This window comes from Rahnella aquatilis CIP 78.65 = ATCC 33071, assembly GCF_000241955.1.
Classification (GTDB): domain Bacteria; phylum Pseudomonadota; class Gammaproteobacteria; order Enterobacterales; family Enterobacteriaceae; genus Rahnella; species Rahnella aquatilis.
In genome coordinates this window covers 4,267,689-4,284,746 of sequence record NC_016818.1, presented here as the reverse complement: position 1 = coordinate 4,284,746, position 17,058 = coordinate 4,267,689, and the positions used below count along the sequence as shown (strand labels likewise).

Here is a 17,058-nt window from a genome sequence, read left to right as displayed (position 1 = left end):
AAAATTATGGCTCAGATTTCACTGCAACACATTCAGAAAATTTACGACAAACAGGTTCACGTGGTAAAGGATTTCAATCTGGAGATCGCGGATAAAGAATTTATCGTGTTTGTCGGGCCATCCGGCTGCGGAAAATCGACCACCCTGCGTATGATCGCCGGGCTGGAGGAAATTTCTTCCGGCGACCTGCTGATCGACGGCGTGCGCATGAACGACGTCGCGCCGAAAGATCGTGAGATCGCCATGGTATTTCAGAACTATGCGCTTTATCCGCATATGTCCGTGTACGACAACATGGCGTTTGGCCTGAAACTGAGAAAGATTGCGCCGGAGGAAATCAGCCAGCGCGTGGAATATGCGGCACAGATCCTCGGACTGAATGAGTATCTGGCGCGACGGCCGGGGGCGTTATCCGGCGGCCAGCGTCAGCGCGTCGCACTCGGGCGTGCGATTGTGCGTGATGCCAAAGTCTTTTTAATGGACGAACCGTTGTCCAATCTCGATGCCAAGCTGCGGGTACAGATGCGCGCTGAAATCAGCAAGCTGCACCATAAACTCAATACGACGATGATTTATGTCACTCATGATCAGACCGAAGCCATGACCATGGCAACGCGAATTGTGGTGATGAAAGACGGCGTTATTCAGCAGGTTGGTGCACCTAAAACGGTCTATAACCATCCGCAAAATATGTTTGTGGCCGGTTTTATTGGATCGCCTGCGATGAACTTCATCCGTGGCGCGCTGGATGGCAACTTTTTCGTGACGGAAAGCCTGCGTATTCCGGTGCCTGAAGACAAACTGGCGATACTGAATGCGCGGAGTTATCAACGTAAACCGCTGGTACTCGGGATCCGCCCTGAAGATATTGCCGGTGCGGATCAGCAGAACGCCCATTTTGACGCGCGAATTACGGTGGCTGAACTGACCGGCGCCGAATTTATGCTGTATTGCTCGATTGGCGGTCATGAATTTGTCTGCCGTTCAAACGCTAATACTGATTATCAGGCCGGGCAATTATTATCCCTGCGCTTTGATATGAATAAATGTCATTTCTTTGATTGTGAAACCGAGGAGGTTATTACCGCGAATTAATAAGGTGTTTCATTAACGTGTCTCAATAAGGCGAATTTTAAAAGAGGTTATCCGTTGTTTTAATATCCATCTGTCCCTACTGTAAAAGGAATTATTATAATGAAAATAAAAGTGGCTGCCGCATTATTATGCGGCGCAGTCTGCTCGTCTGCATTTTCTGCTGAGAGCGAAAGTATTAATAAAAATGAAGATCATAATTCACCGGAAATGCTGACGCCGGTACCGATCGGCAACGCTGCGTTACCTGCCGAACCCTGGAAGGTGCAGATCGGCGCCATGCAGGAAACCGAGAACACAGAAGGTCAGGGCGATAAAGACGGCGCTTATGAACCGACGGTGTTTGTTAACTTCAGCAAAGGAAAGTGGAATTTCTACGGTGCATTTTATCAGGAAGACCATAACGTCGATTACTCTGAAGATACCCGAAGTGACTGGTTTAATCAGGTTGAATTCGATGCCCATTATCAGTTTGTGGATAACGCAGATTATGCCCTGGGACTGATGCTCGGTTTCAGGAACTATCAGTGGCAATATAATGACGATAAGAAGAAAGACGATAAATCTTATCATACCCAGCGTTATACCGTTCAGCCAGACTGGTCCGTGTCGCTCAGCCCGGCATTAAAATATAACGGCTGGATGGCTTTATATAATTATTACAATAATATGGATAATAACGGTTATCTGAATAAAGAATTTGAAGGTGAGACCGGACTGAAATACAGCTTCACCGACGATATTGCGCTGCAGGTCAGTTATTATTTAGATCGCGGATGGAATACCGGTGACAGCCAGCGCGGAGAATTTGCCAAACAGGAAGCCCGCGTCTATTTGCCGCTGAGTGTGGATCTGTTTACCAGCGGTAAAACGGTCCTGACGCCGTATGCCCGCCGGACGCTGGATACTTATTATTACAATGATGACCGGGGTGAGCGTGAAGGGGAAACCGATACGCGATTCGGGTTGTTAATCAATCAGCCTTTACCCAACGGTTTTGCCATCTCACTGGAATATGCCTATGAATTGCAGCTGCACGATAATACCGATGCCAGCGCCAATGCGAAGACCAAATTCCATTATACCGGTGTCGGTGTGACCTATTCTTTCTGATGCCTCTGATCCCCAACCGGAGGCCGTTTTTCCGGTTGGGGTTCTCTTATTTTCCGTCGGTGATCTTGATGGCGGAATGATTGACCACCAGCTGTGTCGGCACCAGCGTGCGGGAATGCGCGCAGGGACGGTCGAAAATTTTATCGAACAATAAACCGCAACCCTGCCAGCCTAATTCACGGATAGGAATTTCAATGCCGGTCAGCCCCGGAGAAAGGAGGGGCGAAATATTATCGCTGCTGTAGCCGGTGATGGAAATTTCGTCAGGAATGGCCTTTTTCTGCTCATGGGCCGCCCGGTAAATGCTCATGACTTTCACGGCATCGGTGGCAAAAACCGCCGTCGGCGGATGCGCCTTTTGCAACAATGTCGCCGCCGCCAGGTAAGCGCTTTCCGTGGTGTAACCGCCGTCAATCATCAGGTCGGGGTGCACAGGCAGACCGGCATCCTGCATGGCGCGTTTATAGCCGGCAAGGCGGTCAATGGAAACGTGGTAATCCAGCGGCGCGTGCAGGCAGGCAATATCCTGATGACCGAGCGAAATAAGATGTTCTGTCAGCCGGTAGCTGTCCTGAAAATTATCGGTATCGACGGAGAAGACGTGCTGATACGTTCCTTCAATATTGCCAATCACCATCACCGGAACCTGATAATTATCCAGTTGCTCCAGGATATATTCATCGGCAGGTGAACTGAGCATCATCACGCCTTTCACCATTTTTTCCGTTATTTTGGCGACACACTTTTGCAGGTCTTCTTCACTATTTTTGGACGTCTGCAAAATAACGTCAAAACCCTCTTCTTCCGCTCTCAGGGCAATGGATTGCAATATTTCGGAGAAGAAGGGGTTACCGGCGGTTGTTTTGGTCGAACGGGTGGAAATCACTAAAATTGCATCAAAACCTTTGGATGTCAGCGCCCGTGCCAGTTTGCTTGGCTGATAATTCAGTGTGCGGATGGCATCCAGCACACGCTCACGGGCATCTGGCGAAATATTGGTTTGGTTGGTGATAACTCTGGAAACGGTAGATTTAGACACTTTTGCCAGACGGGCAATATCATAAATAGTGACTGCCACAATATATACACCTCAAATATCCGTATTAAGGACGGGATATTGATAATACGGGGCAGGTCTGAGGTTGTCCATTTTCCGCAGACCTGATGTGGCAGATTATTACTCGTCTAATTTCAGCGGCGGTAATTGCGCAAAAATACTCAGCAGACCTTCGCCCCAGCCTTTACGGATCATGTCGAAATACGGGTGCGTTTCGGTGATCCGGTGCTGTTGCGCGGCGCTGAAACTGTCTGTCGGATAGGTCATCACATTCAGCGGCAGGCCGACGGACAGATTACTGCGCAGTGTAGAGTCCATCGAAATCAGCGCACATTGCATCGCCTGATCCAGCGCGGTGTCGTAGCTCAGCACGCGATCGATAATCGGCTTGCCGTACTTACTTTCACCAATCTGGAAATAGGGCGTGTCATGCGTGGCTTCGATGAAATTCCCCTGCGGATAAATGTGGAACAGCCGCAGTCCCTCGCCCTTAATCTGGCCGCCGAGCAACAGATTGCAACTGAAATCCGTATTGCCGCCCTGATTTGCGCCGCTGTCCCGCCCAATCACTTCACGCACCGTTTCACCCAGCAGGCTGGCGGCATCGTAAAGCGACTTCACGTTCAGCAGGTTTTCCCGTTCATCGTCTGCGCAGCGGCGATGCAGCAAACTGATAATACTCTGTGTGGTCGCCAGATTTCCGGCGCTCTGGATCACCAGCACGCGTTCATCGCTTTGATGAAACACATGCAGTTTACGGAAGGTGGAAATATGGTCCACTCCGGCATTGGTGCGTGAGTCTGAAACAAACACCAGGCCAGAGGACAAGCGCATGGCCACACAGTAAGTCATAAAAAGGTTTCCTCAGGTATTCAGGATCATTGCGGCACGTCAAGCATGGCAACGGCCGCGACAGTGCGCATGTCTTCGCTTCCTCCGCCCAACCGGATACCGCGGACCGGGCATGCATCAAGATAATCTATGCCGATAGCCAGTTTCAAATGCTGATTCGGTTTACAGGTGTTGTTGGTGACATCAAAGCTCTGCCAGCGGTCATCGAGCCAGGCTTCCGCCCACGCATGCATGGCCACGTGCGCGGAGTCTTCTGAGTAAAGATAGCCGCTGACGTAACGCGCCGGAATGCCCAGGCTGCGGCAACAGGCGAGGAAAACGTGAGTGTGATCCTGACATACGCCAGTTTGTGCCGAAAAGGCTTGTGAGGCGCTGTCTTTTACCGTGGTGCTGCCGGGGTTGTAAGGCATTTTCAGCAGCAGTTCGCCCATCAGGCTGCACAGACTTTCATGCTGCGCCTGTGGCCGGTAATAACGGCTGGCGAAATCACGGATCGCGCCATCCGCGAGCGTCAGCGGGCTGGTGCGCAAAAACACCAGCGGCGAGAGATGCCCGCAATTATCGTCTTCCGTATTGTCTTCAATCTCGACCACGCCGTTGGCTTCAATGGTGATCGCCTGATGGGGCTGATCGAGCGTCAGGACATGCAGCACATTGCCGTAGGCATCCAGCGTGCGGGTGGCGTATTCCGGCAAAGTCAGATCCCATGACAAAATCTTCTGATGGCTGGAATCCTGCGGGGTGAGGCGCAGGTATTGCGTGCTGTGCTTAACCTGTTGCGCATAGCTGTAATGCGTCTGATGCGTGACATTCAGTTTCATTATTGAGCCTCCAGATAGGTTTGATGAATGCTCTCAGCGATGGCATTGGTCTGATCCAGGAACTGCATTAACCAGGGGCTGAGACCCATCTCCACGATCTCGTCCATTTCGGTGAAACGTAGCTGAGCATGAAGGGTGTGGACACGGCGGCGTGGCAGATTGCCTGCGCTGCCGCCGATTTCCTCCAGCTGTTCAGCCATGATTTCGACACAGGAAAGCAAGGATCGCGGTAACTCGCGGCGCAGGACCAGCAACTCAGCAATATGTTTCTGGCTGAGTTGCTGCTTGTAAAGCGTGTGGAACGCCTCGCGGGCGCTGACGGCGCGCAGCAGGGTATCCATCCGGTAGTATTCGCGCACCGGATCTTCGTCGGCATTCAGTAACTGATTTTTGGCATCCAGCAGACGGGCGGTGCTGTCCGCACGCTCAAGCATGGTGCCGAGGCGGATAAAGTTCAGTGCATCGCTGCGCAGTAATGTGCCGAACATCGCACCGCGGAACAGATGTGAGCGCTCCTTGACCCAGTCGAAGAAAGCGTCCGCACCGGCAGAACCGACGCCCTGACGGCGGATCAGTTTCATCTCGATCCAGGTGGCATTGATGCTTTCCCAGACTTCGGAAGACAGGCTGCCGCGCACCGCATGGGCATTATTCCAGGCCATTTGCAGGCAACTGAAAATGCTGCCGTGGTTGAAACTGTCCAGTGCGAAGAAGTTGAGCAGATTGCCCATGGACTCCTGCGGATAGTGCTCGTTAAATAACGTCCGCGTACCGGTCATGGTCAGCGGCACCAGTAAGTCATTGTTTTCATCACGTGCGTTGACGTCACGAATCGACATCATCGACAGCTTGTTGGTCACGTCCAGCAGGCGTGCAATATTCTCGGCGCGTTCCAGATAACGCGCCATCCAGTACAGTTCGCTGGCTGTTCTGCTTAGCATGCGTCATCCTCCGTCGGATTTTCTTCCAGCACCCAGGTGTCTTTGGTTCCGCCGCCCTGAGATGAATTGACTACCAGCGAGCCTTCAGCCAGCGCCACACGGGTTAATCCGCCCGGTACCAGCCGGATTTCCGCGCCGGTCAGGGCAAAGGGCCGCAGGTCGATATGACGCGGTGCCAGCCCGTTACCGACAAAGGTCGGGCAGGTGGAAAGCGCCAGTGTTTCCTGTGCGATGTAGTTTTCCGGACGGGTGCGCAGCAATTCACGGAAGCGTTGAATTTCCGCCTTGCTGGCCGTCGGGCCAATCAGCATGCCGTAACCGCCTGCGCCGTGAACCTCTTTCACCACCATTTTTTCCAGATTCGCCAGCACGAAAGACAGATCGCTTTCCTTGCGGCATTGCCACGTCGGCACGTTATTGAGGATCGGATCTTCGGCCAGGTAGTAGCGGATCATCTCCGGTACATACGGGTAGATCGATTTGTCATCTGCCACGCCGGTGCCGATCGCATTGGCCAGTACCACACCACCGGATCGATACACCGAAAGCAAACCGGGCACCCCGAGCATGGAATCGGCGCGGAACGCCAGCGGATCGAGGAACGCATCGTCGATACGCCGGTAGATCACGTCAATCTTGCAGGGGCCGGCGGTGGTACGCATAAACACCGCGCCGTCTTTCACGAACAGATCAACGCTTTCCACCAGTTCCACGCCCATTTGTTGCGCCAGGAAACTGTGCTCGAAATACGCGCTGTTAAAGCGGCCGGGCGTCAGTACCACGACAGTCGGATCGTTGACGGTTGTGCTTTCACGCAGGGTTTGCAGTAAATGAGAAGGGTAACGGGAAACCGGCGCGATACGCTGCTCGGCAAACAATTCGGGATATAACCGCATCATCATTTTGCGGTTTTCCATCATGTAAGACACACCGGACGGCGTGCGCAGGTTGTCTTCCAGCACGTAGTATTCGCCATTGCCGCCGCGCACCATGTCGGTGCCGGCAATGTGGGCATAGGTATCGCGGTGAAGGTCGATGCCCTGCATGCACGGTTGATACTGATCGTTGGCCAGCACCTGTTCGGCGGGCACGATCCCTGCCCTGAGGATCTTCTGGTCATGGTAAATATCATGCAGAAAAGCATTCAGCGCCTGAACCCGCTGACGGATCCCGCGATCAAGCATCTGCCATTCGCTGGCCGGAATAATGCGCGGTACACTGTCGAACGGGATCAGCCGTTCCGCGCCGTCATCTTCGCCATAAACATTAAAGGTAATCCCCACCCGGTGAAACAACAGCGCAGCTTCCTCTTTTTTGCGCTGGACTGCCTGTTGATCGGCTTGCTGCAACCATTGCCAGTAGGCCTGATAATGGCTGCGATGCTTGCCTTCAGCCATTAACATCTCATCAAAAAAGGGTGAATCGGAAAGGTCAATCTTGATCATCATCACCTCACAAACTGGACAGGCTGCAATTGAATCGTTCAATAACAATGAAGATCAGGCATAAAGTGTGCCAGCGTGCAAAACAGGCTGAAAATCAGGGGAAAAGGGGCCGGTCTGCCCTGTTCGGGTGCAGCGCGCTTTCAAGTTGAGTGAAAAGAGGGCAGAAATGATTAGGTTACTGTAAGTATGATCGTTGATGAGGCAATCGCCATTGATGATATGAAAACAACAAAAAAAACTTATGGATACATTAATTATGTTTAGTATTTCTGTGCATCATCACATTCGCATTCTCCGGATCCTGATACAAAATTCCCACAATTTCACCATGTGAATACAGTTTCCTCACACCCCGAAAAGCAGGATGCTTTTCACATGCCAACCAGGGACCGGAATGGACACACTTTCCCGTTATTCTCTTGCTATCTGGAACAGCCCGTACGCTTTGGACGTGCTGAATTTTCGCGGCGAAGAACAGCTCAGCGAGACCTTTTCCTACACCGTTGACGTCACCTCCCCCGCACCGGATATCGATGCCGCGCAGATGCTGCGCCAGTTCGCCAGCTTCACTATGGGCACGCCTTTCCAGCCGGAACGCGCCGTGTACGGCGTTATCCGTGACTTTCAGCGCCTCTCCACCTCCGCCGACGAAACCCTGTACCGCCTTGAGCTGGTGCCGCGCCTGCGGCTGCTGGAAAACAGCACCAACAGCTTTATTTTTCAGAACCAGTCGGTGCCCGACGTGGTGGAATTTATCCTGCGCAAACACGGGCTGGAGGGGCAGGATTTTGAGTTTCGCCTCAGCCACGCCTACCCCGACCGCGAGCTTATCACCCAGTGGGGCGAGACCGACCTGCAGTTTATAAAACGCATTCTGGCCGAAGTGGGTATCTGGTTCCGCTTTGAGGCGGATACCCGCCTGACGTGTGAGAAAGTGCTGTTCGGCGACGGGCCGGAGCAGTACCGGTTTGGCGTCACGCTGCCGTACTGCGAGCCGTCGGGGATGAGCGACGGCCACGCCGAAAGCGTCTGGGGGCTGAAAATCCACTGGAACGCGGTGACCGGCAAAATCTTCAAACGCGATTACAACTACCGCGAGGCGACCACGCCGCTGGACGTCAGCGCGCAGGTGCGCAGCGCCGCGCCGGTGACCGGCGAAAGCTACCTGTACGCCGGACCCTACCGCGAGGCCGGTGAGGATATCGACGCCGCCGCCGAAACCGGCGCGTTTTACGCCCGCATCCGCCACGAACGCAGGCTGAACCATCAGTGCCGGATATTCGCCCGCACCACCGGCAGCGCGCTGGCGCCGGGTCAGGTGCTGGAGTTGCAGAACTATCCGTTCAGCGACCTGCCGGACGGTATCCTGATTACCCGCATCGTCGCCAAAGGCTCGCGCACCGAACACTTCCACCTCAATATCTGGGGCATGGCGTATCGCGAAACGATTGGCTTCCGCCCCGAACCGCCGGCGCGGCCGGTGCTCAGCGGCACGATACCGGCGCGGGTGGAAAGCCCGACCCGGGGTGACATCTACGCGTGGCTGGATAATCAGGGGCGTTACCGCGTACGGATTGACGGCGACCGTGCGTCGGCGGATGCCGGTTATGCGTACCTGTGGGTACGCCTCGCTAAACCCTACGGCGGCGACGGCTACGGCTGGCATATGCCGCTGACCGACGGCACCGAAGTGGCGATTGCCTTTGACGGCGGCGACCCTGACCGGCCGTATATCGCCGCCGCGCTGCACGACGCTGAACATCCCGACCACGTGACCGAACGGAACCACACCCGCAACGTTCTGCGCACGCCGTCAGATAACACGCTGCAGATGGAGGACCGGCGCGGTGAGGAGCACATCAAACTCGCCACCGAATACGGCAAGACCCAGCTGAATAGCGGGCATATCGTCGATGCGCAAAACGCGCCGCGCGGTGAAGGTTTTGAGCTGCGCACCGATGAACACGGCGTCCTGCGCGGTGGTAAGGGCGTCTTTCTCAGCGCGGACGCCCAGCCGCAGGCGCAGGGCCAGGTGCCGGATAACCGCGCGGCGATGGCTGAAATCGACTACCTGCAGGGGCAGGTGAAAGCCCTCAGCCAGGCCGCCGCGGAGGCCAAAGCGCTGGAGGCCGACATCGCGGCGCAAATCGCCATGTTCAGCGAACGGCTGAAGCCGATAAATCAGGTGGTGCTGGCCAGCGCGCCACAAGGGATTGCGCTGACCAGCGGCGAACATATGCAGCTGGCGGCGACCCAAAACATGATACTGAACGCCGGTAAAAACGTGGATATCGGGGTGATTAAGAACCTGACCGTCAACACCGGTGAGAAAATGGGCCTCTTTGCCCTGAAGGGCGAAATGAGCCTGAAGGCCAGCGAGGGTAAGGTCGACGTTCAGGCGCAGAACAACCGCATGCAACTGGCGGCGGGCAAAAAAGTGAGCATCACGGCGGTGGACGGCGACATCCTGTTCAGCGCGAAAAAGCGCATCACGCTGATAGGCGGCGGCAGTTATCTCATCCTGCAGGACGGCAAAATTGAGTACGGCACGGCCGGTGAATATTTCAGGAAAACGCCGCACACGGTGCTGACGGTGGCGAACCCTGTACGGCTGAATATGCCCTATTTGCCTGGAGGCGGAAAATACGACCTGGCGCTGGATTTCAGGGATCACGACTTAAATGCCATAGCCAACGCGGATTACCACATCACATTTGAAAGCGGTTCGGTACTGGCTGGCCAGCTTGATGAACAGGGATATGCATTGCACAAAAATGTCCCGTTTGAATCAGCCAGTGTGGAATACGTTTTGCCCGACCCTTTACCGGATCCGGACTGGGAACGCTACACCTCGCTTGATGCGGCAACGGACAGCCTTTTAACGAAATAACAGGGACAATCACCAATGGATGACGATTTCGCCAGGGCGCTGGCATTTTTCACCCCGCCGCCTGACAGCTGGGTCTGCAGCGGGCAAAGAAAAGTTGAGGCCGCAGGCCAATGGATTTGGGAAACCCTGCAGGGAGACTTCAATACCGAACAGACCACCGGACAGGTCGTCACGGGGACGGTGATTTCCATGATCCCGTTTGTGGATCAGCTCTGCGATATCCGCGATCTGGTGGCGAACTGCAAAAAAATTAATGAAGACGACAGCGATACCTGGGCATGGGTCGCGTTGTGCCTGACGTTGATCGGCTGCTTCCCGGTGTTAGGGTCGCTGTGCAAGGGCGGATTTAAAGTCCTGTTTTTGTATTTGCGCAAAAGTCATCTGGATCAGCTAAACAACCCCGGCCAGCTTTACCGTGCGCTTGAAGGCGCCATCGGCTTATTGAACGATTTTCTGAATATGCCCGCCACGCGCAGCGCGCTGAAGTATCTGAAAATTTATAACCCTTACCGTTTCCTCGAGGAGAAATTACGCGGCGTGATCGACAGCCTGGATGTCTTCGATCTGTTAAGTGTTTTTGATGAACTCCTCTCCGTCACCAAAAAACTTCTCGATAAAGTCACGGCCTGGGGCCCGGCATCGTTAAAGCAACCCGTAGCCGCGTTGTGGAACATGCTGATGGCAGTACGTCGCAACGCGGACCGGATGCTAAGTAAAGCCTTCGCCCCCGTCACGGATTTACTGGAAAAACTGGCAAACCGCCTGCGTGTTGAAGGTGACAATGCCTACCGCGCGCATGTGGGCACCAACGTACACCTTTACGGCGGTGAACGGGCGGCTAAAGAAGTGGAGATGTTTAAGCAGGAAAAACCGGATTGGGTGGATATTGGGGTTAGTGAACTAAAGTATGAACCATTACGAAATCTTTCAAGTGTTCAATTTGATCAGATCACCAAAGGATGGCCTGATTTGCGAAAAAATTCATCGAATGATGTATTGAAAGGAAAATTTAATACCTTCGACTCTACAATGACTGCTACTGAAATTCCGCCAGGGGAAGTGATTTACCGGATAATTGACCCTAATTCTTCAGACAACAGTATTTGCTGGATGCATAAGGCAGAGTTTGAAAAGCTGACGTCGAAAAGTGGCTGGCGTAAAAACTTTGCCGTATGGAAAAGCTGGAATGAAAACGGAGAATATGTCGTTTACACCGTCCCGCCGGGGCAACCACTTAAGGTCTGGGAAGGTCGCGCTGCAACACAAATTAATGAGAATGCCAAAGAATATTCGCTGGAAGGCGGAGCGGTACAAATCGTACTGGACCCGTCGCAGCTTAAAAAAGAGTTTACCGGTGAGCGGCGGAAAACCGGCTGGGGCTATGGTGATGTAGCCGGTGATCCGGTCAGCCCTTATCTGGGGCTACCGAAGCTAGAGAATAAAAACAGCTGGTACGAACCAAAAGGAAAAGAATAATGGGTATTTTACATCCGCAGGAATGTTACTTTTTAGAAAAATTCATCTCAGCAGAACATTATGCCGAAACCCGTGACGCCATCATTGCCTATATCGATGCCCATGAGGAAGCACTGGCAAGATATAAACATGAAATGCCACTGAGTAGCCGAAAACTTCCTCAGTGGCAACAGGCCGATGTAGTGTGGGAAACACGCGTTATGCCTAATATCAGGCCAATGAAAGAACGTTACATTAAAGCTTATATTCTACGAACTCATAGCGACATCAAAGCATTCGATATTGGTCATGCTATGAGCAATATTAGCAAAGGTATTGTTGAGTTTTGGAATGGATGGATGACTGAAGAAGAAATCCTAGTTATTTCCCAGTTAGAAACTATTGCATCAAAATTAGAAAGTAGACTTTCTGATTCGCTGAGAGGTGCATGGGAAGAGGGGGATTTGACGTATATACATACAATGTACGATAAATCTGAGTTGCCTAAAAAAACTCCTCGTTATGAATTAGATCAATCTGTACGTATTGAGTCCGGTGACGTTCCAACCCAAACAGGATTCTATTTGCCGGATATTAATTTTGCACCTGCAAGATTTATTCCTGAAGATTATGGTCAACCGGCCTCTGCAAGGCAAGGTACCAAACGCAGTAACTGGGTGGATTCAGAAACAGGTGAAAAGGAATATTGCTGGCTCGAGTCTCAGTGGGCAAAAACCGGCTGGACCCTTATCCGCCGGGTTGAAGGCGAATTTATCAACGTTCCGCCGGACGGATTTTTCCCGAAAGGATTACCGGAAGAATTGTACAACTGGCCGGAGAAAGAGAAGTTATTGCGGCAGGCGGAACCCACCCGAATCACCGCGTACAGCGGCGAAATCAGTCCGCACACTGGCCGCTGGGGCACCTTTATCGACGGCAGTTTGCATTATGTTCATGTGAAACATGGACAAACCCTGCCGGAATATGAAGATAAAAAAGGCAAGCTTCATCGCACGCTTTGGTCATTGCTGGAGCGGGATGATAAGGGCAGCGTTTTGATAAACAGCTGAATGACTTTTGTGCGAGTAACCGGTTTTGATTTAAACCGGTTACTGTTTTTGATAAGGAAGTGACGGATAAATCCAAAAGGAAAAGAATAATGGGTATTTTACATCCGCAGGAATGTTACTTTTTAGAAAAATTTATCTCAGCAGAACATTATGCCGAAACCCGTGATGCCATTATTGCTTATATCGATGCACATGAGGAAGCACTGGCAAGATATAAACGGGAGATGCCTCTCAATGCCCGCAAACTCCCTCAATGGCAACAGGCTGATGTCGTATGGGAAACTCGTGTAATGCCAAATATTCGTGATTTAAGGGAGCACTTCAGTAAACGATATATCCAACGTAGTCATAATAACCCAGAAGCATTTAGAATGGGCAATGCAATGGGATATATTCAAAAAGGTATTGTGGACTTTTGGAATGGATGGATGGCCGAAGATGAAATAGAAAAAATTTCTGCTCTTGAATCTGTGGCTAAAAAACTTGACAGGCGATTATCAATGACGCTGAGAGGGGCATGGGATGACGGGGATTTGACCTATACCGGCTGCGGAATATTATATTCAAACATTGAACTCCCAGCAAAAATACCTTGTTATAAACTTGATCCTTCCGTAAGAATAGAAATAGGACAGAATCCCGAACAAACAGGCTTCTATCTTCCGGATATTAAATTTGCAGCAGCCCGGTTTATTTCCGAGGACTTTGGGCAGCCGGTTCTTGCATCTCAGGGCATCAGACGCAGTAACTGGTCCGACCCAGAAACGGGTGAAAAAGATTACAACTGGGAAGATATTGAATGGACCGAAACCGGTTGGACTCTTATCCGCCGGGTTGGAGGCGAATTTATCAATGTGCCGGTGGACGGATTTTTCCCGAAAGGATCACCCGAAGAATTGTACAACTGGCCGGAGAAAGAGAAGTTATTACGCCAGGCGGAACCCACCCGAATCACCGCGTACAGCGGCGAAACCAGCCCGTACACCGGCCGCTGGGGCACTTTTATCGACGGCAGTTTGCGTTATGCTCATGTCAAACACGGACAAGCCCTGCCGGAATATGAAGATCAAGAAGGCAAGCGTCATCGTACGCTTTGGTCACTGCTGGAGCGGGATGATAAGGGCAGCGTTTTTATAAATAGCTGAATGACTTTTGGGCGAGTAACCGGTTTTGATTAAACCGGTTACTGTTTTTGATAAGGACGTGACGGATAAATCCAAAAGGAAAAGAATAATGGGAATTTTACATCCGCAGGAATGTTACTTTTTAGAAAAATTTATCTCAGCAGAACATTATGCCGAAACCCGTGACGCCATTATTGCCTACATTGATGCGCATGAAGAAGCACTGGCAAGATATAAACGTGAAATGCCGCTTAATACCCGTAAGCTTCCCCAATGGCAGCAGGCTGATATAGTATGGGAATCGCGCGTGATGCCTAATATCAGACCCATGAAAGAACGTTATATGAAAGCTTATATTCTACGAACTCATAGCGACATCAAAGCATTCGATATCGGTCATGCTATGAGCAATATTAGCAAAGGTATTGTTGAGTTTTGGAATGGATGGATGACTGAAGGTGAAATAGAAAAAATTTCTGCTCTTGAATCTGTGGCTAAAAAACTTGACCGTCAACTATCAACAACATTGAGTGGGACGTGGGATGAAGGTAATTTAACTTACAACGGCCGGGGGTGCTATGCCTTGGAAGACCTACCATCTCAAATCCCCGAATATAAACTTGATCCAGCAGTAAGGATTGAAATTGATGATATTCCTATCGAAACAGGAATTTACTTGCCGGATGCAGATTTTTCTTCAGCAAGATTTATTGCTGCTAATTTTGGCGAACCACCAGAAGCAGTGCAAGGAATTAAACGTACAGACAAGCTAGACGTGGAAACAGGTAAACCAAGATATAGCTGGAGAGAATCTCAGTGGGCAAAAACCGGTTGGACTCTTATCCGTCGGGTTGAAGGCGAATTTATCGATGTGCCATCGGAAGGTTTTTTCCCGAAAGGATTACCGGAGGAATTGTACAACTGGCCGGAGAAAGAGAAGTTATTACGCCAGGTGGAACCCGTCCGACTTACTGCATACAGCGGCGAAACCAGCCCGTACACCGGCCGCTGGGGCACTTTTATCGACGGCAGTTTGCGTTATGCTCATGTCAAACACGGACAAGCCCTGCCGGAATATGAAGATCAAGAAGGCAAGCTTCATCGTACGCTTTGGTCACTGCTGGAGCGGGAGGAGAGCTAAGAAAAGCTGCTCACATCCGCAATGATGTTAAGTAGAGTTATTATCAGGTGTTGATTTTCGGCAAAAAAACCAGCCCGCAGGCTGGTCTGGTGCATCACTGACGCGAATTAACGGCGGACGGCGATGGCTTCGATTTCGATTTTTACGTCTTTTGGCAGACGGGCCACTTCAACGCAAGAACGCGCCGGGAACGGCGCGTTGTGTTCAGTGAAGAACGCTTCGTACGTGGCGTTAACGGTGGCGAAGTCATTCAGATCTTTCACGAAAACGGTGGTTTTCACAATGTCTGACACTTTCAGGCCAGCGGCTTCCACGATCGCCTGAACGTTTTCCAGTGACTGACGCGCTTGTGCCGAAATGTCGTCTGCCACAGAGCCGGTTTTAGGATCCACAGGGATCTGGCCGGAAGTGATGATCATGCTGCCCAGATCCACGCCCTGAACATAAGGACCGATAGCGGCAGGGGCGTTTTCAGTGCTGATTTCGCGGGACATAATGTCTCCTGATTTGAGTTAAGGTGAATAAAAAATTATCCCTCAGTATAAAGGCTTAATCATTGTTCAGCACCACCTGATGCTCAAACTCTTTCTCGCAGTATTTGCATTTCAGATGCACACCGTCCGCACGTTGTTTCACCGCGAAGCTGGAATCCACCGGTTCAAAACGGCTGATGCAGTTGCCGTTCGGGCAGCGCAGAACGCCGACGATACGGTTCGGCAGCGTTGGCATCAGTTTTTTCACCACGTCATAATTGTCGATGCGGTTTACCGTTGCACGCGGGGCATACACTGCCAGCTGATTGACCTGTTCGTCGGTCAGAAAGGTGTTTTCAATTTTGATGATGTCTTTACGACCCAGCTCGCCTGAAGGCAGGTTCAGGCCGACGGTCACGCGCTGCTCCGTTTGGGTAAATTTGAACAGAGACAATAATTTAAAGCCGACCTGCGCCGGGATATGGTCGATGACCGTACCGCATTTGATGGCTTCAACCTGAAGTTTGTTGTCGTGTGTCATAATTTTTTTCTCCTCAAGTTTACTGTGCAGTGTCTGCGTTCAGAACCAGCGCCAGCAAAGCCTGACGCGCAAAAATGCCGTTACCGGCCTGCTGGAAATACCAGGCATAAGGCGTTTTATCGACATCCGGCGTGATTTCGTCGATACGCGGCAGCGGGTGGAGCACTTTCAGGTGCGGCTGAGCATGGGTCAGATCGGCAGCCCGCAGGACAAACTGCGCTTTCACGTTGGCGTATTCCGACGGATCCAGACGCTCTTTCTGCACGCGGGTCATGTACAGAATGTCGATTTCAGAGACCACTTCATCAATGCTGCTGTGCAGGCTGTATTCGATGCCTTTTTCTTCCAGTAACGCCAGGATATATCCCGGCATCGCCAGCGCGTCCGGTGCGATAAAGTAAAAGCGGTTGCCGTTAAATTTCGCCAGTGCCTGCGCCAGGGAATGCACCGTGCGGCCATATTTCAGGTCGCCGACCATGGCGATTTTGATGTTGTCGAGACGCCCCTGCGTTTCCTGAATGGTGAACAGATCCAGCAAGGTTTGCGTCGGGTGCTGGTTTGCACCGTCACCGGCGTTCAGTACCGGAATACCGCCGGAGAACTCGGTCGCCAGACGCGCCGCACCTTCCTGCGGATGGCGCATCACAATCGCATCGACGTAGGTGCTGATAACCGAAATGGTATCGGCCAGCGTTTCGCCTTTTTTACCGAGCGACGTGTTGCTGCTGTCGGAGAAACCCACCACCGAGGCACCCAGACGATGCATTGACGTTTCAAATGACAGGCGTGTGCGGGTTGAGGCTTCGAAGAAACAACTGGCGATCACTTTGTGTTTCAGCAATTCAGGCTGCGGGTTGGCTTTCAGGCTGGCAGCGGTATCGAGTACCAGTTCCAGCTCTTCGCGGCTGAGATCGTTGATGGAAATGATATCTTTCTGATACAGCGGATTGGCCATAGTCATTCTCCTGTTCTTTACGCGTAAAAAGTGTGGCGCTCAAATTCCGGACAAAAAAAAGCCCCTCAATGAGGGGCTTTCAGTAAAA

At 51.8% G+C, this 17,058-nt stretch carries 15 protein-coding genes; 7 read left to right on the top strand and 8 right to left on the bottom strand.

Annotated features, from left to right (window positions below; translation table 11 throughout):
* The first annotated feature begins 6 nt into the window (after positions 1-6).
* Positions 7-1,095 (top strand): ABC transporter ATP-binding protein, encoded by a 1,089-nt coding sequence (locus tag RAHAQ2_RS19340; protein ID WP_015698846.1) that lies wholly within the window; start codon positions 7-9, stop codon positions 1,093-1,095.
* A gap of 99 nt (positions 1,096-1,194) precedes the next feature.
* Positions 1,195-2,205 carry an OmpG family monomeric porin gene (locus RAHAQ2_RS19335; RefSeq protein WP_015698845.1) on the top strand — a complete coding sequence of 337 codons (1,011 nt, stop codon included), beginning with the start codon at positions 1,195-1,197 and terminating at the stop codon, positions 2,203-2,205.
* Positions 2,206-2,251: 46 nt separating this feature from the next.
* Here the strand turns inward: RAHAQ2_RS19335 and RAHAQ2_RS19330 are convergent, their stop codons facing one another.
* From RAHAQ2_RS19330 to RAHAQ2_RS19310, 5 genes are all read right to left on the bottom strand, one after another.
* A complete protein-coding gene (locus RAHAQ2_RS19330; RefSeq protein WP_015698844.1) occupies positions 2,252-3,283 on the bottom strand; it encodes a LacI family DNA-binding transcriptional regulator in 1,032 nt (343 codons plus the stop codon).
* Positions 3,284-3,382: 99 nt separating this feature from the next.
* The gene (locus tag RAHAQ2_RS19325) at positions 3,383-4,114 is read right to left on the bottom strand and encodes a proteasome-type protease (protein ID WP_015698843.1); all 732 of its coding nucleotides are present in this window, start codon (positions 4,112-4,114) and stop codon (positions 3,383-3,385) included.
* Between the two features lie 26 nt (positions 4,115-4,140).
* Positions 4,141-4,935 carry a transglutaminase family protein gene (locus RAHAQ2_RS19320; protein ID WP_015698842.1) on the bottom strand — a complete coding sequence of 265 codons (795 nt, stop codon included), beginning with the start codon at positions 4,933-4,935 and terminating at the stop codon, positions 4,141-4,143.
* Positions 4,935-5,876 (bottom strand): alpha-E domain-containing protein, encoded by a 942-nt coding sequence (locus tag RAHAQ2_RS19315; RefSeq protein ID WP_015698841.1) that lies wholly within the window; start codon positions 5,874-5,876, stop codon positions 4,935-4,937. Before RAHAQ2_RS19315 ends, RAHAQ2_RS19320 begins: the two co-directional genes overlap by 1 nt.
* On the bottom strand, positions 5,870-7,321 hold the full coding sequence (locus RAHAQ2_RS19310) for a circularly permuted type 2 ATP-grasp protein (protein ID WP_015698840.1): 1,452 nt from the start codon (positions 7,319-7,321) through the stop codon (positions 5,870-5,872). Before RAHAQ2_RS19310 ends, RAHAQ2_RS19315 begins: the two co-directional genes overlap by 7 nt.
* Before the next feature lie 394 nt (positions 7,322-7,715).
* Here RAHAQ2_RS19310 and RAHAQ2_RS19305 point away from each other — a divergent pair, with 394 nt between their 5' ends.
* From RAHAQ2_RS19305 to RAHAQ2_RS19285, 5 genes are all read left to right on the top strand, one after another.
* Complete coding sequence (locus tag RAHAQ2_RS19305; RefSeq protein WP_015698839.1) at positions 7,716-10,211, top strand: type VI secretion system Vgr family protein; 2,496 nt, start codon at positions 7,716-7,718, stop codon at positions 10,209-10,211.
* Between the two features lie 15 nt (positions 10,212-10,226).
* A complete protein-coding gene (locus tag RAHAQ2_RS19300) occupies positions 10,227-11,687 on the top strand; it encodes a hypothetical protein (RefSeq protein WP_015698838.1) in 1,461 nt (486 codons plus the stop codon).
* Complete coding sequence (locus RAHAQ2_RS19295; protein ID WP_015698837.1) at positions 11,687-12,736, top strand: hypothetical protein; 1,050 nt, start codon at positions 11,687-11,689, stop codon at positions 12,734-12,736. The genes RAHAQ2_RS19300 and RAHAQ2_RS19295 overlap by 1 nt, the downstream gene beginning before the upstream one ends.
* Before the next feature lie 89 nt (positions 12,737-12,825).
* Positions 12,826-13,881, top strand: a complete 1,056-nt coding sequence (locus tag RAHAQ2_RS19290) for a hypothetical protein (RefSeq protein WP_015698836.1) — start codon at positions 12,826-12,828, stop codon at positions 13,879-13,881.
* An 88-nt stretch (positions 13,882-13,969) separates the two neighbouring features.
* Positions 13,970-15,001 carry a hypothetical protein gene (locus tag RAHAQ2_RS19285; RefSeq protein ID WP_015698835.1) on the top strand — a complete coding sequence of 344 codons (1,032 nt, stop codon included), beginning with the start codon at positions 13,970-13,972 and terminating at the stop codon, positions 14,999-15,001.
* A 107-nt stretch (positions 15,002-15,108) separates the two neighbouring features.
* On the opposite strand, the gene ridA is transcribed toward RAHAQ2_RS19285, so the two are convergent.
* The 3 genes from ridA to pyrB are packed head-to-tail and all read right to left on the bottom strand — an operon-like array spanning position 15,109 to position 16,970.
* Complete coding sequence (gene ridA / locus RAHAQ2_RS19280; RefSeq protein ID WP_015698834.1) at positions 15,109-15,495, bottom strand: 2-iminobutanoate/2-iminopropanoate deaminase; 387 nt, start codon at positions 15,493-15,495, stop codon at positions 15,109-15,111.
* Positions 15,496-15,550: 55 nt separating this feature from the next.
* Entirely contained in the window at positions 15,551-16,015 is a 465-nt protein-coding gene (pyrI, locus tag RAHAQ2_RS19275) for an aspartate carbamoyltransferase regulatory subunit (protein WP_015698833.1), read from the bottom strand.
* Positions 16,016-16,034: 19 nt separating this feature from the next.
* Positions 16,035-16,970: an aspartate carbamoyltransferase gene (gene pyrB / locus RAHAQ2_RS19270; RefSeq protein ID WP_015698832.1), complete on the bottom strand. Its 936-nt coding sequence runs from the start codon at positions 16,968-16,970 to the stop codon at positions 16,035-16,037.
* Between the last annotated feature and the right edge of the window lie 88 nt (positions 16,971-17,058).